The following is a 24,546-nucleotide window of genomic DNA, read 5'->3' as shown; positions in this document are numbered from 1 at the left end:
GTCGCTCCTTATTTCTCCCGGTGGATCAGCTTCTCGATGAGCCAGGCCAGATAGCCGTTTTCCCCGGGAAGCTCTCCCAGGAGGCGGACAGCCTCCATGGACGCCGTCTCTACCAGCTTTCCCGCCTCCTCGAGGCCGGCCAGCGTCACGTAGGTACTCTTCTCATTCTTCTCATCGCTGTGTACCGGCTTTCCCAGCACCTCGCTGGTGCTGGTCACATCCAGGATATCATCCTGCACCTGGAAGGCAAACCCCACATTGGAGGCAATCCTCTCCACCTTCTTCACATCCTCGTCCGAGACGCCGGCCAGGATGGCTCCGATCATCATGGAGCTCTCGATGAGGGCCCCTGTCTTCAACTCATAGATAAAATCCAGGACCTCCCTGGAAACCGCATGTCCCGTCTCCTTCACATCCACGACCTGGCCGCCGATCATGCCGTAGATGCCCGCCTTTCCCGCCAGGACCCGAAGGGCCTTCCCGATGAGAAGGGCCTTGTCCGGATACTGCTCAAAGGCCGAGGCGGCTGTCTCAAAGGCAAAGTTCAGCAGGGCGTCCCCGGCCAGGATGCCCATGTCCTCCCCGTAGACCACATGGGTGGTCTTCCGCCCTCTGCGGTATTCGTCGTTGTCCATGGCCGGCAGGTCATCGTGGACAAGGGAGTAGGTGTGGATCATCTCCATGGCCGCCATAAAGGGCTCCACCAGATTTCCCTCCCCGCCGAACAAAAGGTAGGTCTCCCGCATCAGCATGGGGCGGAGCCTCTTGCCGCCTGCCATGAGGCTGTACTCCATAGCCTCCATGATGATCCTCTGCATCCCCTCCCTCGGAGGCAGATACTTTCTGAGTATAGCTTCTATCTCCTCCGTCTTCCTCTCCCGCTCTCTCTCATAGTCTGTCCTACTGCAACTCATGGGCCTCTCCTTTTTCATCCAGAACCTGTATCTGTTTTTCCACTCTGTCTATCCTGTCACTGCACGCCTTCAGCATGTCCATCCCTCTGTGGTAGAGCTGAAAGGACTTCTCAAGGGAGGACTCCTCCTCCAGCGCTCCGGTCACCGCCTCCAGCTCTGAAAAGAGCTGCTCCAGCGTCTTCTCCTCTCCTCCAGCCACTGCCTGCTCCTCTATTCTCTCTTCCATGGTGTCCCTCCTTCATCCCGCACTTCCTCCGCCCTGGCCCGGATGACTCCGTCCGAGACGTAGATGTGCAGCTCCATATCTTTTTCCACCTGGCGGATGCTCTTTACCGCCTCCCGTCTGCCACCGGACTCCCTCTCCACGTAGGAGTAGCCCTGGTTCAGCTTTCCGGCAGGGGAGAGCCCCCGCATCTTTTCGATGTAAATGGCAAGCTGATGTCTTGCCCTCTGTACCTTCTGCTCCATGCCGCGCCTCATGGAGTCCTCCAGGTCTGCCAGCATCTGGCGCCTCTCCCGCAGCTTGTTGCCGGGATGGAGATACTGGAGCCTGGCCTCATATTTCTGGAGACGCAGCCGGCCCACCTGGAGCACCCGGTCCATCTGACGGTTCATCTGAAGGGCTGTCTCCCGCAGGCGCTGGTCAAAGAGCCGGATGTCCCACACCGCCAGCTCCGCCGCGGCCGAGGGCGTGGGGGCCCGCAGGTCCGCCACAAAGTCGGCGATGGTGGTGTCTGTCTCGTGGCCCACCGCGGAGATCACAGGCACAGAGCAGTCAAAGATGGCTCTGGCCACCACCTCCTCGTTGAAGGCCCACAGATCCTCGATAGAGCCGCCTCCTCTGCCCACGATCATCATGTCCACGCCGGCCTGCTCCAGCATGCGTATTCCCTTTACAATGCTCTCCTTTGCTCCCTCCCCCTGCACCTGGGCCGGGTAGAGGATGAGCTGCACATAGGGGTTCCGCCTCCTGCTGATATTCATGATATCCCGCACAGCCGCCCCGGTGGATGCCGTCACCACGCCCACCCGCATGGCAAAGCGTGGAATGGGCTTTTTGTACTCAGGGGCAAACATGCCCATCTCCTCCAGCTCCTTTTTCAGAGCCTGGAATTTCTCATATAAAACACCCTCTCCGTCCAGCCGTATCTGCCTTGCGTAGAGCTGGTACGTGCCGCTCCTCTCATACACGCTGACCGAGCCGAAGACGATCACCTGCTGTCCCTCCGCCATACGAAAAGAGAGCCCACCACGCTGCCCTGCAAACATGACACAGGCAATCGTTCCGGACTCATCCTTCAATGAAAAATATATATGACCCGACGTGTGGTACTTACAGTTTGACACCTCACCTTTGACGTAAATACGGTTCAGCATGAAATCCTGGGTGAACATATTCCGGATATAGGCATTTACCTGTTTTACTGTATATACATTTCCCGCCATAATCTGTCAATGCACCTCTCGTCTCAGTCTGCGATCCTGGCCAGCACGCCGTTTATGAAAGAGGGACTCTCATCCCCGCCAAACCGCTTGGCAAGCTCCACAGCCTCGTTGATAGCCACAGACACAGGCACATCGTCATCCCACTTCATCTCGTAGACAGCCAGGCGCAGTATCGTAAGATCCACCTTGTTCATCCTGGTGGTCTTCCAGCCTGTCGTGTGCTCGTTGATAAGCTTATCAATTTCCTCCCTGTGCTCTGCGACAGCCTGTGCTTTCTTCTGGATATATTCCCTGTCTTTTTCCTTCGCCTCCTCAAGCTGGTCAAAATACAGCTCCAGCTGCTGGGGCATCTCATCCGCAGTGTTGAACTCCAGGCCAAACACCATCTTAAATATATGTTCCCTAGACTCTGATCTCTTCACTTACGCTTCCTCCGGAACATCCACGCCCGCGATGCGGATATTCACGTCCGCAACGGTAAGGCCTGTCATATTTTCGATGGCTGCCTTCACCTTCTCCTGCACCTTCTGGCAGATGTCCATGACATTGTAGCCATATTTCAGGTTCAGCTTCAGGGACACAGTGACGATCCCCTCCAGCACGTCCACCTTCACGCCCTTTGACAAGGATTTCATGCCCAGTTTACTGATAAGCTCTCTCGTGGCGTTTCCGGACATGGATGCCACTCCGTCCACCTCCATGGCCGCAAGCCCTGCGATGATGGCAACCACTTCGTCCGCGATCTTTACCTCTCCGAGATTTTCATCTTCCTTTATTGTATAGGTACTTCTCTCATCTTTTCCCATAAAAATGCCCTCCATCTGTGAGTTTTTTGTTCACATTACATTAATAATATACATTATACCAAATTTATATGCAAATGCCAACACTTTCTCCTACGAGCGCCCAAACTCCGAGAGGACAAGACCCTCGTTCCGGTCCAGAGTCATGCGGATGCTCCACTCGTTGATGAAAAGGAGCAGGGGCCTGTCCCTTAAGTCCTTTATCTTCTTCATGTCCGATGTGCCCACAAGGCGGTCCAGGTCCAGGTCCTCGTTCTCGATCCAGCGGATGTGCTCATAGGGAAGCGTGTCCAGACGTATCTCCACCTTGTACTCATTCTCCAAGCGATATTTGAGCACGTCAAACTGGAGGACGCCCACCACGCCCACGATGATCTCCTCCATGCCGGTGTTGTACTCCTGGAAGATCTGGATAGCACCCTCCTGGGCAATCTGGCTGATGCCCTTGATGAACTGCTTTCTCTTCATGGTGTCCACCTGCCGGACTCTGGCGAAATGCTCCGGGGCAAAGGTGGGGATCCCCTCAAAGGCAAACCTCTCCGGGGAGGCGGTCAGGGTGTCTCCGATGGAGAAGATGCCCGGGTCAAAGACGCCGATGATGTCCCCCGCATAGGCGTTCTCGATAATTTTTCTCTCGCTGGCCATCATCTGCTGGGGCTGGGAGAGGCGCACCTTCCTCCCGCCCTGGATGTGATGGACCTCCATGCCCGCGTCAAATTTGCCGGAGCAGATGCGCATGAAGGCGATCCTGTCCCTGTGGGCCTTGTTCATATTGGCCTGTATCTTGAACACAAAGGCCGAGAAATCCGGCTCCTCCATGGGGTCAATATCCCCCCTGTCGGATTTCCTTGGAAGAGGGGAGGATGTCATGTCAAGGAAGTGCTGCAGGAATGTCTCCACGCCGAAGTTGGTCAGGGCGGAGCCGAAGAATACCGGCGACAGCTCGCCCCGGCTGACCAGCTCCTGGTCGAACTCGGCGCCCGCTCCGTCCTGGAGCTCGATCTCCTCCTCCAGCTGCAGTCTCTGGTTGTCGTCGATGAGCCAGGTGATCTCCGGGTCATCGATCTTCACCTTCTTAACCTCCCCCTGTGTCGTTCCCTTCTTTGTGTCGGAAAAGAGCTCCACCTCTCTCTCCCTCCGGTCGTACACGCCTTTGAAGCTCTTGCCCGAGCCGATAGGCCAGTTGATGGGGCAGGTGGCGATGCCCAGCTCGCTCTCAATGTCGTCCAGGAGCTCAAAGGTGTCCATGGCCTCCCGGTCCATCTTGTTGATAAAGGTAAAAATGGGGATGTGGCGCATGGTGCAGACCTTGAACAGCTTTCTCGTCTGGGCCTCCACTCCCTTGGAGGCGTCGATCACCATCACGGCGGAGTCCGCCGCCATCAGGGTCCGGTAGGTGTCCTCCGAGAAGTCCTGATGCCCCGGCGTGTCCAGGATGTTGATGCAGTACCCGTCATACTCAAACTGCAGGACAGAGGAGGTGACAGAGATACCTCTCTCCTTCTCTATTTCCATCCAGTCCGACACGGCGTGCTTTGCAGTGGCCTTTCCCTTTACGCTTCCCGCCTGGTTGATGGCTCCTCCGTACAGCAGGAACTTCTCTGTCAGAGTGGTCTTTCCCGCATCCGGGTGGGAAATGATGGCAAAAGTGCGGCGCCTCCTTATCTCATTTTTCATCTGTTTTGTCAATTCCGGCATGATATAAGCTCTCCTCTGTATTCACATCTATATCAGACAGTCATTTTATTCCGAATACATAGTTTACCACAGATCATGCCCTCTGCGCAATTGTTATTCTCTATATTCTGCTATATTGACCAGTCACAAAGTAAAACAGACCTTCAGGCAGAAATGATCCACTTCCGTCTGAAGGTCTGTTCCGGACTCACATATTTTTTCCCGGCCCCCCGTCCGCCGGTCCGTAGGAGCTCCAGGGCTCATACAGCTCCTCGTACTCCACCGTGACCTTGTCTCCCCAGTAGAAGGTCCGAAGGCTTTTCCCGCTTCTCGCATTCTCTCCTCTCGCCGCCTCTGTATTGACTACAGAGGTGCTGGCAGTGACAAGATACTGGCAGCTGCTCCCCTCTGTGGAGACCATATCCGCGAGAGTCGTCCCCTCGTAAAGCTTCAGCGTGACCGTGGGCTTGTCGTCGATCACAAGGTCCTGCCACTCCCTGTTAAAACTCTGCAGCTGGTAGGCTCCATCCTCACACTGGTTGTCAGCCCCGCGCACCAGATAGTATCCGTGAGCCGGTATAGTCCCGGCCAGTCCGACTGTTTTTTCTGTCCGCAGGCCGTCGCTGTCCACCGTGGACCCGGCCTCTCCCTCCTCGCCTCCCGAGCTGTAGCTCAGTATGTATCCGTCCAGGCTGAGGTCCTCGTCCCCGGGGTTATAGAGCTCCACGAAGTCATTGGAGAAGACGCCTTCTCTGCCCCCGGCTCCGTAGAACTGGGAGATGATCACCTGCTCTCCTCCGGCCGTCTCCTTCTCTGTCACGGAAGCCCCGCTCTCTGCCGGAGCCTGCACGGCCCCAGCCCTCATGCCGTACATGCCGGCCAGGCCGGCAGCCGCCACTGCTGCGGACAAAAACTTTACAAACGCATTTCGAAGTGCCCTCTTTTCTCTCCCTGTCATCTTCTCATTCCCTTCCTGACCCTGTATCTTTGTTTTTCCTTATCTTAACAGTTCCAGTTCAGATCCATCTTTGCTCCCCGTTAAATCTTTGTAAAGCTCACTCTGCTGTGTTGATGGGAGTGATGACGATATTCTGGGCGGCAATCCCGGTTTTCCGCGTGATGATATCCTCGATCTGGGCCCTGTTCGCATCCGACAGCTCCGAAGCGTTGACCACCACATCCGCGCTGTCCGCCGTCAGGCTGACCACTGCCTCGTCAAATCCCTTGGAGGCCAGCAGGGTCTCGGCCGCCGCCTCCTTTTCTGCCAGGTCTGTCATCTGTACCATCTGGTTGACCGCGTCCTGCTTCTGCTCGTCGCTTAAATTCTGGTTGTCAATGATGGAGAGGAGGTCCTCCTTGTTCTTTGCCCGCACCTGCTCCCTTGTCACCTTTGCCTCCGCCACCACTGCGCTGGCATCCCCGCTTGTCAGCACGGCCTCACCGGGGGTGTCGTCCACACTGCCGTCTCCCGTCTCCCCCTGGGCCCCGGCAGCGTCCCCGTCCACATCCTGGCTCTCAATATCGTCCGAGCCGGCGGACACGTCCTCCTCGGATATGTCCAGAAGCTCCTGGCTGGCCAGGTCCCCGCTGGTCTGGGTCGCGTCATCCTTCTCCCCGAAGAGCCGCCCCGAGTAGTTCAGATAGCCGGCCGCAGCGATCATGACCGCAAGAGCTGCAATGATGATCTGGTTTTTCCTGAATATTTTTTTCACTCTGCTACCTCCTTAATTTTCATTCAGCTTCATCACCTTAATTTTATGCGTGTCTACATTAAATAATGCCTGCACAGCCTCGGTTATGTTCTGCACGGTGACAGGCTGGTCCCCGCCCTGAGCGATCACAACCACCCCCTCCACAGAAGGGGTCAGCTCCTTTGTCACGTAGGGCTCCTGCCCGGCGGAAGCGCTGCTGTCTGACTCCCCGTAGACGGTGGTGCCGCTGGAGCTGCTCCTGGATGTAGTGCGGGTCCCGCCCTGGCTGTCCTGCTCTGTCACTGTCTCGCTCTCCTGCTCCTCATCCTTCTCCACCACCTTCTCGGAGGTGGAGCGGAGAGTCACCATGACCTTCACCTTCCCCACGCCGTACACCTCTGACAGGGCTTCCTCCAGCTTTCTCTCCATGTACTGCGCATAGTCCTCACCTTCGGTAAGCCCGGTGCCCGCCGCCTGCCCGCCCTGAGACAGGGAGGAGTCCTCCTCCCCGCCCCTGTCGGAGACCGGTAGGGTGATCACGAGCAACAGTACCCCTGCCAGGAGAAGGATGAGCAGGCGGTCCTTCCTGAGCCAGGTCCTGGCGTCCCACTTCATTGTCAGCCCCTTGAGCCACTCTTTTATTTTTTTACTGTCCAATCCTGATTTCCTCCACACTGATCCTGTTGTCGCCCCTCTCCTCCGCTTCCTCCTCTCCTGCCCCGGCCTCCTCCGGCAGGCCGTCACTCGATCCGATATCCTCCAGGTAAGCCCCAGCCTCCTCTATCTGCCGCAGCTCCTCCTCGTAGGCAGTGCCCTGGTAGATGGCAAGGAACTCTTGACCCATACCGAGAAGCTTCATGACCGGCGTCAAAAGCAGGATGACAAGCAGGAGGCCGGTGAAAAAGCGGATATATTTTCTGTAGGACCGGCCCGGGATCACATGGCTGAGCACAGCGGAGAAAACCATAAAATAGGCAACGCTCCTGATCCACGCGTAAAGCTGCTCCAGCATACCACACCTCCTTTTTGCCGTCCCGCTTCCTATCCGCCGTTTGTGGTAGCCGCCACAATGGCCACCGTCAGGAGGAAGAGCATGCCGGCCGTAAAGATGAGCCGCATGAGGAGCTGGCAGGCGTCCGCCATCCCCCCGATACAGCCCACAAGCCGTTTGTCAGATATAGGCTGCAGGACTGCGGCGGCCAGCTTATACATGAGGACCATCACCGCGGCCTGCACGAGAGGGACCACGCACAGCGCAAAGCAGATGATCACCCCCGCAATGCCGATGCCGTTCTTGACCACCACCGCCGTCCCCAGGATGACCTCAGCCGTCCCGCCAATGGCGTCCCCCACACCCGGTATGGCCTCCACGCCCCGGGTCAGCACACTGCGCTTCACGCTGTCGACAGCCGGTGCCAGGAGCCCCTGTATGGTATTCAGCCCTATGACCAGAGCCAGCAGCGTCTTCAGGGTCCAGGACACAAGGGTCTCCATCAGCTCGATAAGCCTTGACAGATACTCCTCCTGGGACAGGTAGTTCAGCACCTTGATCATCATGTACACGTGGAGGGCCGGGAGCAGGAGCTTTCCCATGAACACCTCCACCAGCAGGATGACAAGGAGCGCCAGATTGTAGAACGCGGCGGCCGTCATGCTCCCTTTGGCTAGGGAGACAGCGATAAAATAGACCGGGCACAGGGCCTTCATGAATCCTGTCAAAAGGCTTATCCCGTCCTCCACCCAGGCCGCCGCGCTCTGGAAGGCCCCCAGGCACAGTGCGATCATGAGCATGTACAGGATATAGAAGCTGATCTCCGATATCTGTCTCGCCTGAAATACATCCGCAAAATTGGCGAACATCGCCGCGACCACCGCGATAAGGAGCATGTGGATCAGGCTCTCCCGGTTCACCTCCAGCGCATGGAAGAGCTGGTCTGATATGAGCCTGCCAAGAAGGTCTGCAGAGACCGACAGGTCCCCCGTGATGACAGCCCTGACCGTCTCCCCGAAATCCAGCTTCTCCTCAGGAAAGATCTCCGCCAGCGTCTCGTTGATATTGTCCAGGTCCAGCTCCTCCTCCAGCAGTTCCTCCGCCCGTCCCGGCTCCGGATCCTGCCCGCCTCCCACCCCCTCTGCCGCCAGACTCCTGGACGGAGCGACAAGGCAGCAGGCAAGGACAGACAGCAGCAGGAGCAGCGCCCACGCCGGCACACCCTTTCCTTTTCCTCCTCTGCTGCTCATGACAGGAACTCCCCTATCATCTCCAGGAGGGCAAAGACCACCGGGAACCCAAGCACAAGGACCGCCAGCTTGGCAAACACCTCGATCTGCTGGGCAATGGTCTGGTAGCCTGCATCCCGGCAGAAGGCAGAGGAAAATTCCGCCACAAAGGTGATCCCCAGCATCTTCAGCAGCATCTCTATGTAGACAGGAGCCAGGTCAATGTAGGCCGTGAGCTCCTCGAGCCTTGCCACCACCACCCCGATCCTGTCGAGGGCGGCAAAAAAGATGAGAAGGCTGATACCGGCACAGATATATATCCCGTATTCTGTTTTTCCCCCCTTGAACTGGATGGCCAGGAGCGTCCCCGCCACGCCCAGCAGCGCGATCTGTACAATGTCCATCTTCTTTCCCCTTTTCTCCCCCGCAAAAGCAGCCCTACAGTGAAAAGAGCCCCTGTATGGCCGCAAACAGGTCATAGATGTAGGGCACAATCCAGAACAGCACAAGGAGGAGGCCTGCCAGGCTTGTGAGAAAGGCCTGCTCTTCCCTGCCGCTGTGCTTCAGCACCTGGCTCAGCACTGAGACAAGGATTCCCACTGCCGCGATTTTAAATATCAGATCTACTTCCATCTTCCCCTCCTAAATGAGCAGGATCGCCAGCAGGATGCCGCCGGACATTCCCAGGACCCTGTAAAGCTTTTTCTGTGTCTGCATAGTCTGCTGCATGTCCTCCATACGGGCCTCCAGGTGCTCCGCGTACATCTGCAGGTGGGAGACCTGCATCTTCACATCCGCTGTGCCCAGGTAATGGCCGAGGGCATAGAGCCTTCTCTTCTCCCCCTCCTTCAGGGCCAGCTTTCCAAGGTGGGCCCTGGCCGTCTCCTCCCAGAGCCAGGGCAGACTTCCCTCCTCCCTCATATCCATCTTCTCCTGCAGGCAGCGGAGCCAGGACCTGTAGGGCTCCTCCTGGTCCTGCGCGATAGTCAGGAAGGCCTCTGAGAGAAAGGACCTGGCGTACCGTATCTCCCCCTGGAGCATGTACACGATCCTGCGGAGATCCTGCATCTGCCGGTACTCCTCCTCCAGCGCGTCCGCGGCCCGAAAGCCAAAAAGGGATGCAGAGGCTATCACCAGGAGTCCGCCAGCCAGGCGTATCACTCTTGCCCCCTTAAAGGCCGCCCGTACTCGTCGTATATCCCCTCCACCTTCCCCCTGCCGGCCAGGACGATGTACCGCTCGAACCGTTTTTCGTCGATCATTTTCCTTGACACCGGCTTCCTTCTCAGCTCCTCGATGGAGGCGCCGTGCATGGTCGCGAGAAGCTTACAGCCACAGTGCATGGCGTACTCTATGGCGTGCACATCCTCCTGGGCCCCTATCTCATCCACCGCGATCACCTGGGGGGCCATGGAGCGGATCAGCATGATCATGCCCTCCGCCTTGGGACATCCGTCCAGCACGTCGGTCCGTATGCCCAGATGGTTCTGAGCCACGCCCCTCCAGCAGCCGGCAATCTCCGACCGCTCGTCCACCACCCCCACTGTCATGCCCTTTATGAGGTGGTTCCCGTCCGAGATCTGGCGGACCATATCCCGCAGGAGAGTGGTCTTCCCGCATCCCGGGGGCGATAGGATGAGGGTGTGTGTCACTCTGCCGCCCCGGGCCACAAAGGGCATGACCTTGTCCGCACACCCTTCGATCTCGTGGGAAATGCGGATGTTTACCGAGGAGATATACTTCAGGTTTTTCACATGTCCTCCATCCAGTATGACCTGTCCCGTCATCCCCACTCTGTGTCCCCCCTCGATCGTGATGAATCCCTGCTTCATCTCATCCTCGCAGGCGTAGAGGGAATAGCTGCTGGTGTAATCCACAGCTTCCCGCACGTCCCTGGCCGTCACTACATAGGGGTGTCCTCCTCCGGGGATCCTCTCCTCGCCCCGGCACCGTATCAGCAGCGGCTGCCCGGTCCGAAGCTTGATCTCCTGAAGCTCGTCATAATCGGTGCTCTCTTTATCCAGCACCTGCCGCACCCTCTCGGGGAGGATGCTCCACACTCTTTCTTTCTGCATCTTTGTCCACCTCTTTAACCCATATATATGTTGTGGACGACCATTTATTCCTGTCTTGCAAATAAAAAAGCATGCCCCAGGTCTCAGCAAAAGAGCCCTGGAGCATGCCATTATGTTCTTTGTATTTTTTATCCTGTAAGGCCGGTTTCTATTCAGCCACATCCTTCATACTGAAGGAGAAGCGTCCCATCTTGTCCTTTCCGAGACATACGACCTTCACCACATCGCCCAGGGTGAGCACGTCCTCCACCTGCTTGATGTGCTGCCTGGAGATCTTGGAAATGTGTACCATTCCCTCTTTTCCCGGAGCGAACTCGAGGAAGGCGCCGAACTCTTTGATGCTGACAACCTTTCCTTCCAGCACCTGTCCGGCCTCAAAATCTGTGACGATGATCTCAATGAGACGTCTTGCCCTCTCCATGGACTCGCTCTCTGTTCCACAGATGGATACGGAACCGTCGTCCTCGATGTCGATCTTCACGCCCGTCTCCTCGATGATGGCATTGATGGTCTTTCCTCTCTGGCCAACCACGTCGCCGATCTTCTGGGGATCGATCTGCATCTGGATGATCTTCGGAGCGTAAGGTCCGACCTCCGGCCTTGGCTCGGCGATGGTCCTGGACATCACCTCGTCCAGGATGTAAGTCCTTGCCTTCTTGGTGGCCGCAATGGCCTCCTCGATGATAGGCCTTGTAAGTCCGTGGATCTTGATATCCATCTGGATGGCTGTGATACCCTTGTGTGTACCTGCCACCTTAAAGTCCATATCCCCGAAGAAGTCCTCCAGTCCCTGGATGTCTGTCAGCACCAGGTAATCATCATCTGTCTCACCTGTCACAAGACCTGCGGAGATACCTGCCACAGCCGCCTTGATGGGAACACCTGCCGCCATCAGTGACATGGAGGAGGCGCACACACTTGCCTGGGATGTGGAGCCGTTGGACTCAAAGGTCTCGGAGACGGTGCGGATCGCGTAGGGGAACTCGCTCTCGCTGGGAAGCACCGGTATGAGGGCTCTCTCAGCCAGCGCGCCGTGTCCGATTTCCCGTCGTCCCGGTCCTCTGGAGGGTCTTGTCTCCCCAACAGAGTAGGATGGGAAATTGTAGTGGTGCATATAGCGCTTGGATGTCTCATGCTCGTCCAGACCGTCCAGGCGCTGTGCCTCGGACAGAGGCGCCAGTGTGGTCACTGTGCAGATCTGTGTCTGTCCTCTCGTGAACATGGCGGAGCCGTGCACTCTCGGGATTAGGTCCACCTCGGCGGCGAGAGGACGGATCTGGTCGATAGCTCTCCCGTCCGGGCGCTTGTGGTCCTTCAGGATCATCTTGCGCACAGTCTTTTTCTGGTACTGGTACACCGCCTCGGACAGCTTGGCCAGATACTCCTCATTGTCGGCAAAGGCCTCCTCCAGCTTCTCTGTCACCTGGCGGATGTTCTCCTCCCTCGTCTGCTTGTCGTCAGTGAACACCGCTTCCTCCATCTCAGCGGGCGTCACGATCTTCTGGATATCGTCAAACAGCTCCTGGGGAACCGCAAAGCTCTCGTACTCGTGCTTCGGCTTGCCGCACTCGGCGACGATGGTCTCGATGAAGGCGATGACCTTCTGGTTCAGCTCATGAGCCGCAAAGATGGCCTCTATCATCTTGTCCTCCGGCACCTCGTTCGCACCGGCCTCGATCATGATCACCTTCTCCTTTGTGGAGGCCACTGTGAGGGCCATATCGGAAGCCTCCCTCTGGTCTGCTGTCGGGTTGAACACCAGCTCCCCGTCCACAAGTCCCACCTGCGTAGTGGAGATGGGGCCGTCAAAGGGGATATCGGAAATGCATGTGGCGATAGCGGAGCCAAGCATAGCTGTCAGCTCAGGCGAGCAGTCCTGGTCCACGGACAGGACAAGGTTCTCCAGCGTCACATCATTTCTGTAATCTTTGGGAAAGAGCGGACGCATGGGACGGTCAATAACGCGGTCTGTGAGGATGGCGTTCTCGGAGGCCTTGCCCTCGCGCTTGTTAAACCCGCCCGGGATCTTTCCCACAGCGTACATCCTCTCATTGTATTCCACACTCAGAGGGAAGAAATCGATCCCCTCCCTCGGCTTTTCAGATGCTGTTGCCGTACACAGGACTGTTGTATCACCGTAGTGCATGAGCACAGCGCCGTTGGCCTGCTTTGCCACTCTGTCCACATCCACGCGGAGGGTCCTTCCGGCCAGTTCCATTTCATACTTCTTATACATGTTGTTCTCCTTTATAAATTGTATTAGCCGGAGCAGGCAAAACCGAAACTACTGAAAAACATATTTGCCGCGGCAACTGTGCTTTTCAGTGGTCTCGGAATTTTTCCCTGCCCACAATCTAAGATATTATATCACAGAAATGCCCCGCAGGCAAGAAAAAGGGACACCCATTTTGGGTATCCCTCTGTATTTCCCGGTCTGCCTATTTTCTAAGACCAAGTCGCTCGATCAGTGCGCGGTATCTCTCGATATCTTTCTTTCTGAGATAAGCGAGGAGTCCTCTCCTCTGTCCGACCATCTTCAGAAGTCCTCTTCTTGAATGATGGTCCTTCGGGTTTGCCTTGAAGTGGTCTGTCAGGTCGTTGATCCTGGCTGTCAGGATAGCGATCTGTACCTCCGGAGAACCTGTGTCTCCCTCTCCTCTTCCATACTCAGCAATGATCTGTGCTTTCTGCTCTTTTGAGATCATGTCTCATTTCCTCCTTTTTCTTATACATGGCCAGGCATTAAGTAATGGTCGGAGTCTTCCTCTTACCGAACACCGGCTGTCTTTTACCACCTGGGTAGTATAGCACATGCGGATGGCAAAGTAAACAGTTTTTTACTCTAAACCGTCAAAAAACTCTCTGCCGCAGGCGATATCCCTGTCCACCTGCTGCTTCATCTCCTCCACGTCCCGGAACTTCCGCTCCGGCCGCCGGAAGGACCTGAGGCGGATCTTCACGCGCTTTCCATAGGCGTTGCCGCTGTAATCCAGGAGAAAGCTCTCCACCAGCATCCTGCCGCTGTCCGTCACCGTGGGCTTGACCCCCAGGTTCCCGATGGCGTTGTACCATCTTCCATCCACTTCCACCTGCGCCAGATAAACCCCGTTTGGGGGAAGGAGCTTTTCCTTTGGCGGCTCCACATTGAAGGTGGGAAAGCCCAGGGTCCGCCCCAGCTGCCTTCCGTGCTCCACCGTGCCCTCCAGCTCGTAGGGATAGCCCAGGAGCGTCTCCGCCAGTGCCATATCCCCTGACGCCAGCGCCTCCTTCACGAAGGTGCTGCTGATCTCCCGGTCCTCGTACCTCTCCTTGTCCACCACCTCCAGCTGGTAGTCATAGATGTGCTGATAGGCTGCCAGCATGTGCACATCGCCTCTTTTCTGGTATCCAAAGTGGAAATCCGTGCCCACCACCACGTAGGCCGCCCGGAAAAGCCCGGCGATCACATCACGGATAAAGTCTTCCGCGCTCATCTGGCTGAGACTCTCACTAAAGGGACAGCTCACCAGATAGTCCACCCTGCCCTCCAGATGTTCCTTTCTCTCTTCTCTTGTCATCAGTACCCGATAGGGCCTGTCAAGCCGCCTGCACAGGGGTTCCATGTCAAAGGCGCATACAATGCCGGACAGCCCGTCTGCCCTGCCGTATTCAGTCACCCGCTCCACCAGCTTCTGGTGGCCCTTGTGCAGGCCGTCAAACTTTCCAAGGGTCACAGCGCTCCTGCCTGTTCCCCTGAAAGCCTCCAGTCCGTTTATATACTGCATTGTGATTCCTTCTTTGTCTTCTGTCCTGCCTCTATAGGTTAAAGAACATTTTCTCATTTTTATAGATATGATTTTCCTGCTGATAGCGGTACAGTGCGATAAACCGGCCGGAGCTGTCGTACATGCGCACCAGCTGACCGTCCTCCCTTTCCGGAAGACGGAGGGGATTGCCGTTGTACAGGAGCGGTTCCAGGCGCTCAGTCACATCCACCCTGGGACAGTCAGCGAACAGGCAGTCCACAGGTATGAGATGCTCCCCAAGGGTGCCTGCCTCCCTGTACTTTTCAAGCTGAGAGAGCCTTACGCTGTCCTCCAGCCTGAAGCTTCCCACTCGGGTGCGCAGGAGCTCCTCCATGCAGCCCCCCACGCCCAGCATCTCCCCGATGTCATCGCAGAGGGTGCGGATATAGGTCCCCTTGGAGCACTCCACCTCGATCCAGACCCGGGGGAGCTCCATCCTTCTGATCTCTATCCTGTGGATCTGCACCTTCCGGGCCTTGCGCTCCACCGTCTTCCCCTCCCGGGCCAGCTCGCAGAGCTTCTTTCCGCCCACCTTCAGGGCAGAGTACATGGGAGGCGTCTGCATGTAGTCCCCCCGGAAGCTCTCCACTGCTCTTCTGACGTCCTCCTCTGTAAGGCCCGCGGTATCCTGCTCCTCCAGGCATGCCCCGGATATATCCTGGGTGTCTGTCCTTCGCCCCAGAAGCAGCACAGCCTGGTAGGTCTTGGTCTTGTCTGTCAGCACATCGCACACCTTGGTGGCCTTCCCCAGACAGACGGGAAGGACGCCCTCCGCGTCCGGATCCAGCGTCCCCGTATGCCCTATTTTTTTCTGTCCGGCAATGCCTCTCAGCTTTGCCACCACATCGTGGGATGTGTATCCCTTCTCTTTATAAACATTGAAAATGCCGTCCAACATGTATTATGCCTCTTCAGTCTTCGTTTCTTCCTGTTCCAGCTGGCGGACGATCTGCCCTGCCAGGTTATTGATCACATCGTGCACCGTCCCGGGCATGGTACAGCCGGCCGCCTTCACGTGGCCGCCCCCGCCGAAATATTTCGCCACTTTGCTCACATCCACCTTCTCTTTGGAGCGCAGGCTGACTTTGTAGACATTGGGCTCCAGCTCGTAGAGGAAAATGGCAACCTCCACGCCTCTTGTGACCCGCAGCTGGCTGACAATGCCGTCCAGCTCTTTTGGCGTCACACCGTAAAACTTCATGACAGACTGGGACACTGAGGAAAAGATACACTGCCCATGCATGAAGACAATACTTTCGAGAAGGGCTCTTCCCAGGATCTGGTTCTGCGCATAGCTCTTCTCATAGTAAGTGCGCTCAATGATGGAGGGGGCATCCACTCCCTTCTCCAGCAGCTCCGCTGCGATCCGGAAGGTCTCCGGACCTGCGCAGGAATACTGGAACACGCCGGTATCGTGGACGATCCCTATATACAGTGCCTCCGCCATTTCCTTTGTGATCTTCTCCCTGTCGAGAAGACGGAAGATCAGCTCCGAGGTGGAGCTTGCATCCGGCACAATATAGTTTTCGTCTGCAAATGCCTGGTTGCTGATATGGTGGTCCACGCAGAAGGTCTGCCCTGCGCTCTCAAATAGCGGCCTGGAAAATCCCAGCCTCTCCGCGTCCCCGCAGTCCAGACAGATGAACAGGTCATAGGTCTTCCCCGGCTCCACCTGGTGCCGGATATCCCCGGTCCCCTCCACAAAGGAGAAATGGGAGGGGATTTCCTCCAGGTACACGTCTGTTTCTACGTCTCTATAGTTGTCTCTCAAATACTGGTAAAGCCCCATGCAGGCGCCGACGCAGTCGCCGTCGGGCCGCACGTGTCCTCCTATTGCAACAGAGGTCTTTCCCTCCAGAAGTTCTGCCAGTTTATTCTGCATCCTCCGCATCTCCTTTTTGATCCATGGCTTTGGTCACATCTGCTATCTTCCTGGACATATTGACGCCGTACTCAATAGACTGGTCCAGGATAAACCTGATCTCCGGCGTGTTCCTCATATTCAGCCTGTGTGCCAGTTCCCTCCGGATATACCCCTCCGCACTTTTCAGGCCGGCAATGGTGTCAGCCTGGGCCTTCTCGTCTCCCAGCACGCTGACATAGGCCTTGCAGGTCTTTAAGTCCGGGGCCACCTCCACAGCGACGACAGAGGTCCACGGCGCGACCCGCGGATCCTTGATGCCGCCTCTGAGGATATTGGAGAGTTCCCTTAGCACTTCTGTGTTGACTCTTGTATTCTTAATGCTGTTCTTTCTCATAGCTCTCTCCTTACCGGGACAGCCAGGCGGGGGAGCCTATCTCGGGATCTCTACCATCTTGTAGGCTTCCACCTGGTCTCCCTCTTTAATATCATTGTAATTCTCAAAGACAAAGCCGCACTCGTATCCGGAACGCACCTCTTTGACATCGTCCTTGAACCTCTTTAAGGACGCAAGCTTGCCATCGTATATGACAACACCGTCACGGATGATCCTTGCCTGGCAGTCTCTCTCAAATGTGCCGTCCAGCACGTAGGCTCCTCCGATGGTGCCTACGCCGGAGGCCTTGAATGTCTGACGGATCTCCGCGTGACCCAGCACCTTCTCCTCGAAGACAGGATCCAGCATACCCTTCATGGCAGCCTCCACATCCTCGATGGCATTGTAGATGACGCGGTACAGGCGGATATCCACGCCTTCTCTGTCAGCAGTCTCCTTGGCCACGGCATCCGGGCGCACATTGAATCCGATGATGATGGCGTTGGACGCAGAGGCAAGGCTGACATCCGACTCGTTGATAGCGCCCACGCCGCCGTGGATGACCTTTACGACCACCTCGTCGTTGGACAGTTTCAGCAGGCTCTGCTTCAGGGCCTCCACAGAGCCCTGTACGTCGGCCTTCACGACAATGCCAAGCTCCTTCAGATTGCCCTCCTTGATCTGAGTAAACAGGTCGTCAAGAGACAGCTTGGATTTTGTCTCCTCCAGGAGCTTCGCCTTGTTCTGGGAGATAAATGTATCCGCAAAGCTTCTTGCTTCTTTCTCGTTCTTGCAGCCCACAAGCACCTCTCCCGCGTTGGGGACATCGTTGAGACCCAGGATCTCCACCGGCATGGAAGGACCTGCCTCTTTGACGCGCCTTCCCTTGTCGTCCATCATGGCTCTCACTTTTCCGAATGAGCTTCCGGCCGCCACCGGATCGCCCACCCGCAGGGTTCCCTTCTGTACCAGGACAGTGGCAACCGGGCCTCTTCCTTTGTCCAGCTGGGCCTCGATCACAAGACCTCTCGCGCGGCGGTTGGGGTTGGCCTTCAGCTCCATCATCTCCGCTGTCAGGACGATCATCTCCATCAGGTCGGAAAGTCCATCGCCTGTCTTGGCAGATACAGGGACAAACACGGTGCTTCCGCCCCAGTCCTCGGGGATCAGCTCATGCTCTGCCAGCTCCTGCTTCACGCGGTCAATATTGGCGCTGGGCTTATCGATCTTGTTGATGGCCACGATGATCTCAACGCCGGCTGCTTTCGCGTGGTTGATAGCCTCCACTGTCTGGGGCATCACGCCGTCATCCGCAGCCACGACAAGGATGGCGATGTCCGTGGAATTGGCCCCCCGCATACGCATGGCTGTGAAAGCCTCATGTCCCGGTGTATCAAGGAAGGTGATCTTCTCTCCGTTGACTTCCACCACATAGGCGCCGATGTGCTGTGTGATACCGCCGGCCTCCCTGTCAGTTACGTTGGTGTGGCGGATGGCATCCAGAAGAGAGGTCTTTCCGTGGTCAACATGACCCATAACGCAGACTACCGGCGGACGCTTCTTCATCTTCTTCTCGTCCTCCTCGTCCTCCCTGAGGAGCTCCTCGATCACGTCCACGACCTCTTCCTTCTCGCAGAGGATGTCGAATTCAAGGGCAATCTCCTCCGCCGTGTCATAGTCGATCTCCTGGTTTACCGTGACGATCTTCCCCTGCATGAACAGCTTCTTTATGATAACGGAGGGCACGACCTTCATCTTGTCTGCCAGCTCCTGGATCGTCAGCACCTCCGGGATGATGATGGATCTTATCTGCTCCTCCTGCTTCTGCTCCTTGTGCTGAGGCTTCTGAAGCTGGTTCTTGGGCTCCTGCTTCTTGCCCTTGCCCTTTGCCATCCTGTCGTCATCGTCTCCGCGGTAATCCTTCTTCTTGTAGTCGTCCTTCCCTTTTCCCTTGCTCCTCTGGGGCTTCTGTCCCTCCAGTGCAGGCGCCGGGATAGAAGTGTTCTTTCTGGACTGACGGTCCTTGCTGTCTCCAAAGCGGCCGCCGCGATTATCACGGCTGTCACGCCTGTCATCCCTTCTGTCGCCTCTCTCGCCGTCAAAACCTCTGCCAGGACGCTGTCCCGGCCTTCTGTCGCCGCTGTCACGCCTGTCGTCTCTTCTGTCCTGGGACGGTCTGCCCTGCGGGCGGCCTTCCCGCCTGTCGCTCCGCTCACCGTCAAAGCTTCTGCCGCCTCTTGGTCCCTGGGGCCTCTCCGGGCGGCCTGCCGGGCGTGCTCCGCCCTGAGCTCTCTCGGTCTGAGGTCTGTCTGTCTGGGGACGTCCTTCTGTCCTCGGTCTGTCGCCGTGAGTCCTCTCTGCCTGGGGCCTCTCCGGACGGCCTGCAGGACGAGCGCCGCCCTGGGGCCTCTCAGCTCCTCCCGCCGGGCGCATACCGCTCTGGGGTCTCTCCCCCTGCCCTCTCTCAGGTCTGTCTGCCTGGGGCCTTGCTCCCGGACGGCCTGCCTGGGGCCTCTCTCCCGGTGTTCCCGGGCGCGCGCCGGCTCCCCGCTGCCCCTGGGCTCTTCCCTGGCGCATCAGGTTCTTTCCGTCACGGCTGTTCTGCGGGCGGAAGACATGGACAATGTTCTTCTTCTTGGGAGCCTCCTCTTTTTTCGGAGCCTCCTCCTTCTTTTTCCCAAATGCCTTTCGCAGCATCTGAGCCTCCTCATCCTCCAGAGAGCTCATGTTGCTCTTCACTCCTCTATTTTTGTCTGCCAGGAACTCCATCAGCTCCTTGCTGGATCTGTCGAGCTCCTTGGCAAGCTCATACACTCTAATCTTCGACATGCAAATACCTCCTCTATGCAGCATCATTATCTTTCCGTATCCAGGTGTCTCATGATCCCCTTGGCAAAGCCCGCGTCCAGGACTGCCAGGGATGCCCGGAATTCTTTTCCCATGGCATGGCCGAGTGTGTCCTTATCTGCGTAAAAGCAGATGGGCACTCTGTAATACTCGCACATGTTCCGGAATTTTTTCTTTGTGTTATCCGAAGCATCTCCCGCAACGATCACCAAAGCAGCTCTCCCTGTCTTTACTTCCCTCTCTGTACAGAACTCTCCACTCGCCGTCTTTCCAGCCTTTGTCGCAAGTCCGATCATGGACAGGGCCTTATCTTGACTCAAGCTCACTCATCTCCCTTTCCAGCATCTCATAGACATCCTCCGGGATGGCCTGCTTGAATGACCGCTCCAGCCCCTTCTGCCTGATGGCTTTCCCGAGGCACTCCGAGGAGGGGCAAAGATACGCTCCTCTTCCGTTCTTCTTTCCGGTGGCATCCAGCAGGAACTCTCCTTCCTGGGTCCTGATAACACGCAGCATTTCTTTTTTACTCTTCATTTCCTGGCACCCCACGCATTTGCGCATGGGGATTTTTTTATTATTGCTCAAATGATCACCTATTCTTCTGTTTCATGGAATCCTATGTCATCCTGGTCATCGCCGTACGGCTCTTCCTCGTAGTCGCCGGCATAGGGCTCTTCCTCCTGGCTGTACCCGTCGTCGTACCCGTCACCGTACTCCTCTTCGCCATCGCCGTAGCCTTCCTCGTCATAGCCGTAGTCATCGTAGTTCTCATCATAATTCTCATCATAGTTGTCATCGTAGCCGTCCTCGTATACTTCCTCCTCGTATACGCCCTCGCCAAGCTCCATGTAGTTCTCCGGGAGCTCGCCGGACTCGATGGCCTGGGTCTCGCTCTTGATGTCGATCTTGTATCCGGTCAGACGGGCTGCCAGCCTTGCGTTCTGCCCTTCTTTTCCGATGGCAAGGGAGAGCTGATAGTCCGGCACGATGACGCTGGCCGTCTTCTCGTCCGGGTCAGCCATAACAGAGATGACCTTGGCCGGGCTCAGGGCGTTCTCGATGAGGATGCCCGGGTTCTCATCCCAGTTGATGATGTCGATCTTCTCGCCTCTCAGCTCATTCACGATGGCATTGACCCTGGCGCCGTTCATGCCGACGCAGGCGCCCACCGGGTCCACGTCCGGGTCATTGGACCAGACAGCGATCTTCGTGCGGCTTCCCGCCTCTCTGGCAATGCTCTTTATCTCCACGATGCCGTCCTTCACCTCGGTAACCTCAGCCTCAAAGAGACGCTTCACCAGCTCCGGATGGGTACGTGATACGAGGATCTTCGGGCCCTTTGTCGTATTCTTGACCTCCACCACGTACAGCTTGATGCGCTCTGTGGGCTTGAACACCTCGCCCTTTACCTGCTCGTTCTCCGTCAGCATGGCGTCCGCCTTGCCCAGGTTGATGCTGATGTTCTTCCCGACATAGCGCTGAACGATACCGGTCACGATATCCTTCTCTTTCTCAAAATACTGGTCGTAGATGACCTTCCTCTCCTCCTCGCGTATCTTCTGGAGGATCAGGTTCTTGGCGTTCTGTGTGGCGATACGGCCAAAAGATTTGGACTCCACCGGAATCTGGACCACATCGCCCAGCTCATACTTGCTGTCAATGTTCTTTGCGTCCTCAAGGCTGATCTCCTCCACCTTGTCTTCCACTTCCTCTACGACCGTCTTCTCCTGGAGAAGCTTGTAGTCGCATGTCTCTCTGTCCATGATGACCTTGATATTGTCTGCCTTTCCGAAATGGTTCTTGCACGCATTGATGAGAGAATTCTCAATGGCATCCATCAGCGTATCCTTGCTGATGTCCTTCTCCTTCTCCAAAATATTCAACGCTTCCAGTAATTCTGTGTTCATGTGACTTTCCTCCTAAAACTAAAAATCGAATGCCAGACGAATAAGCGCGATATCGCCTTTCTCAAATGTTTTTAAGCTTCCATCTTCCATCTCTATTGTTACAGTGTCCTTATCATGATCCTTCAGGATGCCGGTGAACTCCTTTTTCCTGTCCATCATCCGGTACGTGCGGACTTCCACCTCCTGCCCAAGGCTCCTCTTGAAATCCTTCTCCTTCTTCAGCGGGCGTCCCAGTCCCGGGGAGCTGACCTCCAGGATGTATGCCTCATCGATGAAGTCCTTCTCATCCAGTATATCCGACAGCTCCCGGCTGACGATCTCGCAGTCGTCCACATTAATGCCTCCCGGCTTGTCGATGTAGGCTCTCAGGTACCAGTTGCCGCCCTCCTTGACATACTCTACGTCCACCAGTTCAAATCCGTTCTTCTCCACAATGGGAAGAAGGATCTCCTCGGTCTTCTGTTCATACGTTTCTCTTTTCGCCAATGTAAAACCTCCCATCACTCCTGTGAGCGCCTTCTGCAGGGCGCTGATAAAGACATAGACCCAGCGGAAACTATATGAAAAATGGAAAAGCTCCCTATCATATAAAGAAGAGTGAACTTTCGTCCACTCTTCTGCCGCATGCTTATGTAACTGGCATATAGTATAGCACTCCTTTTTCAGGAAATCAAGGGGTTTTACACAGATTTTTCCTGTTTTATCCCCGGTTCTTCACTCCCTGGGTGTCTCTCTTCCCTATCCGCAGCCGGTTCAGAGCCACCTCCTTCTCCTTGTAGAGTGCCTTCGCATCCTCTCCGTCCTCGAAGAGATAGGCGGCCTCCAGCTCGTCGTTCTTCCGAAGCCTGATGCCCCGGACACCCACGGCCCCCTTCTTCTTCTCGGAGACCTCCTCCGCCTGGAACCGCAGGAAATAACCGTCCTTTGTCTGCAGCACCACGTACTGGTTGTCGTTGATCACAGCCACCGTGACAAGGGCATCCCCCTCCTGCAGCTTGGTGGCGGCTATGGTCCGCTTGGACACCTGGAACTCGGTCCCGGCCACCTTCTTGACCATTCCCTGTCTGGTGGCAAAGAACAGCATGGCAAAGCGCATCTGCTCCCCATCGCACATGTAGACGATCTCCTCAGATGTACTGTCAAAATTGCTCATATTATCTATGGGCTGGCCCTTATCCCGGAATTTTCCGTAGGGCACATCCAGCACCTTTACCTGGTGCATTTTTCCTGTGTCGGTGAAAATACAGATCTTTCCTGTGTTGAGACAGGTGAGGACGAACCTGTTCTCGCTGTCCGCTGCCTCCCTGTTCCTCTCGTAGGTGGACGTGTCCACGCACCTTGCGTAGCCGAAACGGTCCATCAGGAACACCACTTCCTGCTCCTCGATCTTCTTCTCCTCGAAGACCGCCTCTTCCGCATTCTCCACCACGGTTTTTCTTGGAACAGCAAATTCCTTTTTAAAGGCGTCCAGCTCCTCTATGATGACGTCCGCCATGGAGTCATAATTGTTCAGGATATCCTCATACCGGGCAATGTTGGCCAGTGTCTCTTCATGCTCCTTCATGAGGGCGTCGATCTCCAGACCAATGAGCCGGTACAGCCGCATCTGCAGGATGGCGTCCGCCTGGCGCTCTGTGAACCGCAGCATGGATGCCATCTTCTTTGAGATCTTTGACTTGAAGGTGATGTTTTCCGTAAGGCCCTGGGTGAGGCAGGCCTTCGCATCCTGGACGCTGCGGCTGCCCCTAAGGATCTCGATGATCAGGTCAATAACATCGCAGGCTTTTATGAGACCTTCCTGTATCTCTTTTTTCTCCAGCTCTTTTGCCAGGAGAGTCTTATATTTTCTGGTGGCCAGCTCAAACTGGAAATCCACGTGGTGCTCGATGATCTTCTTGAGGCCCATGGTCTCCGGGCGCCCGTCCGCCACCGCCAGCATGTTGACGCCGAAGGTGTCTTCCAGCCTGGTCTTCTTGTAGAGCATGTTGGTCAGGTTCTTCACATCCGCGCCTTTTTTCAGCTCAATGACAATGCGGATGCCTTCCTTGGAAGACTGGTTGGAAATGTCCACGATATCCCCCGTCTTCTTCGTCTCCACAAGGGCGCACACATCGTTGAGGAACTTTCCGATGCCGGCGCCGATCATGGTGTAGGGGATCTCTGTGATGACAAGGCGCTGCTTGCCGCCTTTCATGTCCTCCACTTCCACTTTGCCCCGGATCTTGATCTTGCCCACACCGGTCTCGTAGATATTCAGAAGGTCGTCTTTGTTTACCACGATGCCCCCTGTGGGGAAATCCGGACCTTTCACATATTTCATCAGCTGTCTTGTGCTGATATCATCGTTTTTCATATAGGCTTTCACCGCATCGATGACCTCGCCCAGATTGTGGGTGGGGATGCTGGTAGCCATGCCGACGGCAATTCCCTCCGCCCCGTTGACCAGAAGGTTGGGAACACGCACCGGCAGCACTTCCGGCTCTTTCTCCGTCTCATCAAAGTTGGGGACAAAATTGATAACGTCCTTGTCCAGATCCTGGAGGAACGCCATCTGGGTAAATTTGGCAAGTCTTGCCTCAGTGTACCTCATGGCAGCCGCCCCGTCTCCCTCTATGGAGCCAAAGTTGCCGTGGCCGTCCACAAGCACCATGCCCTTCTTGAAGTCCTGGGCCATGACCACCAGGGCCTCGTAGATGGAGCTGTCCCCGTGAGGGTGGTATTTGCCCATGGTATCTCCCACGATACGGGCGCATTTTCTGTAGGGCCTGTCCCAGCGGATGCCCAGCTCATGCATATCGTAGAGAGTACGTCTCTGGACAGGCTTCAGCCCGTCCCGCACATCCGGGAGAGCCCTGGCAATGATCACGCTCATGGCGTAGTCGATATATGATTTTTTCATCAGATCAGAGTATTCTGTCCGTATGATCTGTTCTTCCGGCATATC

General features: G+C 56.3%; 27 protein-coding genes. All 27 read right to left on the bottom strand.

Annotation, left to right across the window (positions count from 1 at the left end):
- Positions 1-8: 8 nt before the first annotated feature.
- Positions 9-914, bottom strand: a complete 906-nt coding sequence (locus tag B5E62_RS01665; protein ID WP_087173003.1) for a polyprenyl synthetase family protein — start codon at positions 912-914, stop codon at positions 9-11.
- Complete coding sequence (xseB, locus tag B5E62_RS01660; RefSeq protein ID WP_087173002.1) at positions 901-1,140, bottom strand: exodeoxyribonuclease VII small subunit; 240 nt, start codon at positions 1,138-1,140, stop codon at positions 901-903. The genes B5E62_RS01665 and xseB overlap by 14 nt, the downstream gene beginning before the upstream one ends.
- Complete coding sequence (gene xseA, locus B5E62_RS01655) at positions 1,125-2,360, bottom strand: exodeoxyribonuclease VII large subunit (RefSeq protein ID WP_087173001.1); 1,236 nt, start codon at positions 2,358-2,360, stop codon at positions 1,125-1,127. Before xseA ends, xseB begins: the two co-directional genes overlap by 16 nt.
- A 23-nt stretch (positions 2,361-2,383) precedes the next feature.
- Positions 2,384-2,782: a transcription antitermination factor NusB gene (gene nusB / locus B5E62_RS01650; RefSeq protein ID WP_087173000.1), complete on the bottom strand. Its 399-nt coding sequence runs from the start codon at positions 2,780-2,782 to the stop codon at positions 2,384-2,386.
- Positions 2,783-3,166: an Asp23/Gls24 family envelope stress response protein gene (locus tag B5E62_RS01645; protein ID WP_033125536.1), complete on the bottom strand. Its 384-nt coding sequence runs from the start codon at positions 3,164-3,166 to the stop codon at positions 2,783-2,785.
- Positions 3,167-3,256: 90 nt separating this feature from the next.
- Positions 3,257-4,861, bottom strand: coding sequence for a peptide chain release factor 3 (locus tag B5E62_RS01640; protein WP_087172999.1), 1,605 nt, complete (start codon positions 4,859-4,861; stop codon positions 3,257-3,259).
- Between the two features lie 187 nt (positions 4,862-5,048).
- A complete protein-coding gene (locus B5E62_RS01635) occupies positions 5,049-5,798 on the bottom strand; it encodes a lamin tail domain-containing protein (protein WP_143468788.1) in 750 nt (249 codons plus the stop codon).
- Positions 5,799-5,895: 97 nt separating this feature from the next.
- Complete coding sequence (locus B5E62_RS01630; protein ID WP_087172998.1) at positions 5,896-6,552, bottom strand: SpoIIIAH-like family protein; 657 nt, start codon at positions 6,550-6,552, stop codon at positions 5,896-5,898.
- A 12-nt stretch (positions 6,553-6,564) separates the two neighbouring features.
- Positions 6,565-7,188 carry a stage III sporulation protein AG gene (locus B5E62_RS01625; RefSeq protein WP_242957682.1) on the bottom strand — a complete coding sequence of 208 codons (624 nt, stop codon included), beginning with the start codon at positions 7,186-7,188 and terminating at the stop codon, positions 6,565-6,567.
- Complete coding sequence (locus B5E62_RS01620) at positions 7,178-7,543, bottom strand: stage III sporulation protein AF (protein WP_087172997.1); 366 nt, start codon at positions 7,541-7,543, stop codon at positions 7,178-7,180. The genes B5E62_RS01625 and B5E62_RS01620 overlap by 11 nt, the downstream gene beginning before the upstream one ends.
- A 29-nt stretch (positions 7,544-7,572) precedes the next feature.
- Positions 7,573-8,772 (bottom strand): stage III sporulation protein AE, encoded by a 1,200-nt coding sequence (locus B5E62_RS01615; protein WP_087172996.1) that lies wholly within the window; start codon positions 8,770-8,772, stop codon positions 7,573-7,575.
- Positions 8,769-9,155 (bottom strand): SpoIIIAC/SpoIIIAD family protein, encoded by a 387-nt coding sequence (locus B5E62_RS01610; RefSeq protein ID WP_087172995.1) that lies wholly within the window; start codon positions 9,153-9,155, stop codon positions 8,769-8,771. Before B5E62_RS01610 ends, B5E62_RS01615 begins: the two co-directional genes overlap by 4 nt.
- Positions 9,156-9,189: 34 nt before the next feature.
- A complete protein-coding gene (spoIIIAC, locus tag B5E62_RS01605; RefSeq protein ID WP_033125527.1) occupies positions 9,190-9,384 on the bottom strand; it encodes a stage III sporulation protein AC in 195 nt (64 codons plus the stop codon).
- A 9-nt stretch (positions 9,385-9,393) separates the two neighbouring features.
- The gene (locus B5E62_RS01600) at positions 9,394-9,912 is read right to left on the bottom strand and encodes a stage III sporulation protein AB (RefSeq protein ID WP_162610241.1); all 519 of its coding nucleotides are present in this window, start codon (positions 9,910-9,912) and stop codon (positions 9,394-9,396) included.
- Complete coding sequence (gene spoIIIAA, locus B5E62_RS01595; protein ID WP_087172993.1) at positions 9,909-10,826, bottom strand: stage III sporulation protein AA; 918 nt, start codon at positions 10,824-10,826, stop codon at positions 9,909-9,911. The genes B5E62_RS01600 and spoIIIAA overlap by 4 nt, the downstream gene beginning before the upstream one ends.
- A gap of 148 nt (positions 10,827-10,974) precedes the next feature.
- On the bottom strand, positions 10,975-13,062 hold the full coding sequence (locus B5E62_RS01590; protein WP_087172992.1) for a polyribonucleotide nucleotidyltransferase: 2,088 nt from the start codon (positions 13,060-13,062) through the stop codon (positions 10,975-10,977).
- A 202-nt stretch (positions 13,063-13,264) separates the two neighbouring features.
- Positions 13,265-13,531 carry a 30S ribosomal protein S15 gene (gene rpsO / locus B5E62_RS01585; protein WP_087172991.1) on the bottom strand — a complete coding sequence of 89 codons (267 nt, stop codon included), beginning with the start codon at positions 13,529-13,531 and terminating at the stop codon, positions 13,265-13,267.
- 132 nt (positions 13,532-13,663) lie between these two features.
- Positions 13,664-14,590 (bottom strand): bifunctional riboflavin kinase/FAD synthetase, encoded by a 927-nt coding sequence (locus B5E62_RS01580; RefSeq protein WP_087172990.1) that lies wholly within the window; start codon positions 14,588-14,590, stop codon positions 13,664-13,666.
- Between the two features lie 31 nt (positions 14,591-14,621).
- Positions 14,622-15,509, bottom strand: a complete 888-nt coding sequence (gene truB, locus B5E62_RS01575) for a tRNA pseudouridine(55) synthase TruB (protein ID WP_087172989.1) — start codon at positions 15,507-15,509, stop codon at positions 14,622-14,624.
- Between the two features lie 3 nt (positions 15,510-15,512).
- Positions 15,513-16,502, bottom strand: a complete 990-nt coding sequence (locus tag B5E62_RS01570) for a DHH family phosphoesterase (protein ID WP_442911344.1) — start codon at positions 16,500-16,502, stop codon at positions 15,513-15,515.
- The gene (rbfA, locus tag B5E62_RS01565; protein ID WP_087172987.1) at positions 16,483-16,869 is read right to left on the bottom strand and encodes a 30S ribosome-binding factor RbfA; all 387 of its coding nucleotides are present in this window, start codon (positions 16,867-16,869) and stop codon (positions 16,483-16,485) included. Before rbfA ends, B5E62_RS01570 begins: the two co-directional genes overlap by 20 nt.
- A gap of 36 nt (positions 16,870-16,905) precedes the next feature.
- Positions 16,906-19,677 (bottom strand): translation initiation factor IF-2, encoded by a 2,772-nt coding sequence (gene infB, locus B5E62_RS01560; protein WP_087172986.1) that lies wholly within the window; start codon positions 19,675-19,677, stop codon positions 16,906-16,908.
- Positions 19,678-19,703: 26 nt separating this feature from the next.
- A complete protein-coding gene (locus tag B5E62_RS01555) occupies positions 19,704-20,015 on the bottom strand; it encodes a L7Ae/L30e/S12e/Gadd45 family ribosomal protein (protein WP_087172985.1) in 312 nt (103 codons plus the stop codon).
- Positions 20,002-20,256 (bottom strand): RNase P modulator RnpM, encoded by a 255-nt coding sequence (gene rnpM / locus B5E62_RS01550; protein ID WP_087173040.1) that lies wholly within the window; start codon positions 20,254-20,256, stop codon positions 20,002-20,004. Before rnpM ends, B5E62_RS01555 begins: the two co-directional genes overlap by 14 nt.
- Positions 20,257-20,288: 32 nt before the next feature.
- On the bottom strand, positions 20,289-21,602 hold the full coding sequence (gene nusA / locus B5E62_RS01545; protein WP_087172984.1) for a transcription termination factor NusA: 1,314 nt from the start codon (positions 21,600-21,602) through the stop codon (positions 20,289-20,291).
- Positions 21,603-21,620: 18 nt separating this feature from the next.
- The gene (gene rimP, locus B5E62_RS01540) at positions 21,621-22,088 is read right to left on the bottom strand and encodes a ribosome maturation factor RimP (protein WP_087172983.1); all 468 of its coding nucleotides are present in this window, start codon (positions 22,086-22,088) and stop codon (positions 21,621-21,623) included.
- A gap of 214 nt (positions 22,089-22,302) precedes the next feature.
- The gene (locus B5E62_RS01535; protein WP_087172982.1) at positions 22,303-24,543 is read right to left on the bottom strand and encodes a DNA gyrase/topoisomerase IV subunit A; all 2,241 of its coding nucleotides are present in this window, start codon (positions 24,541-24,543) and stop codon (positions 22,303-22,305) included.
- Between the last annotated feature and the right edge of the window lie 3 nt (positions 24,544-24,546).

Source organism: Lachnoclostridium sp. An118 (genome assembly GCF_002160985.1).
GTDB classification, from domain to species: Bacteria; Bacillota; Clostridia; order Lachnospirales; family Lachnospiraceae; genus Claveliimonas; species Claveliimonas stercoravium.
This window is presented reverse-complemented; position numbering and strand designations above follow the sequence as displayed.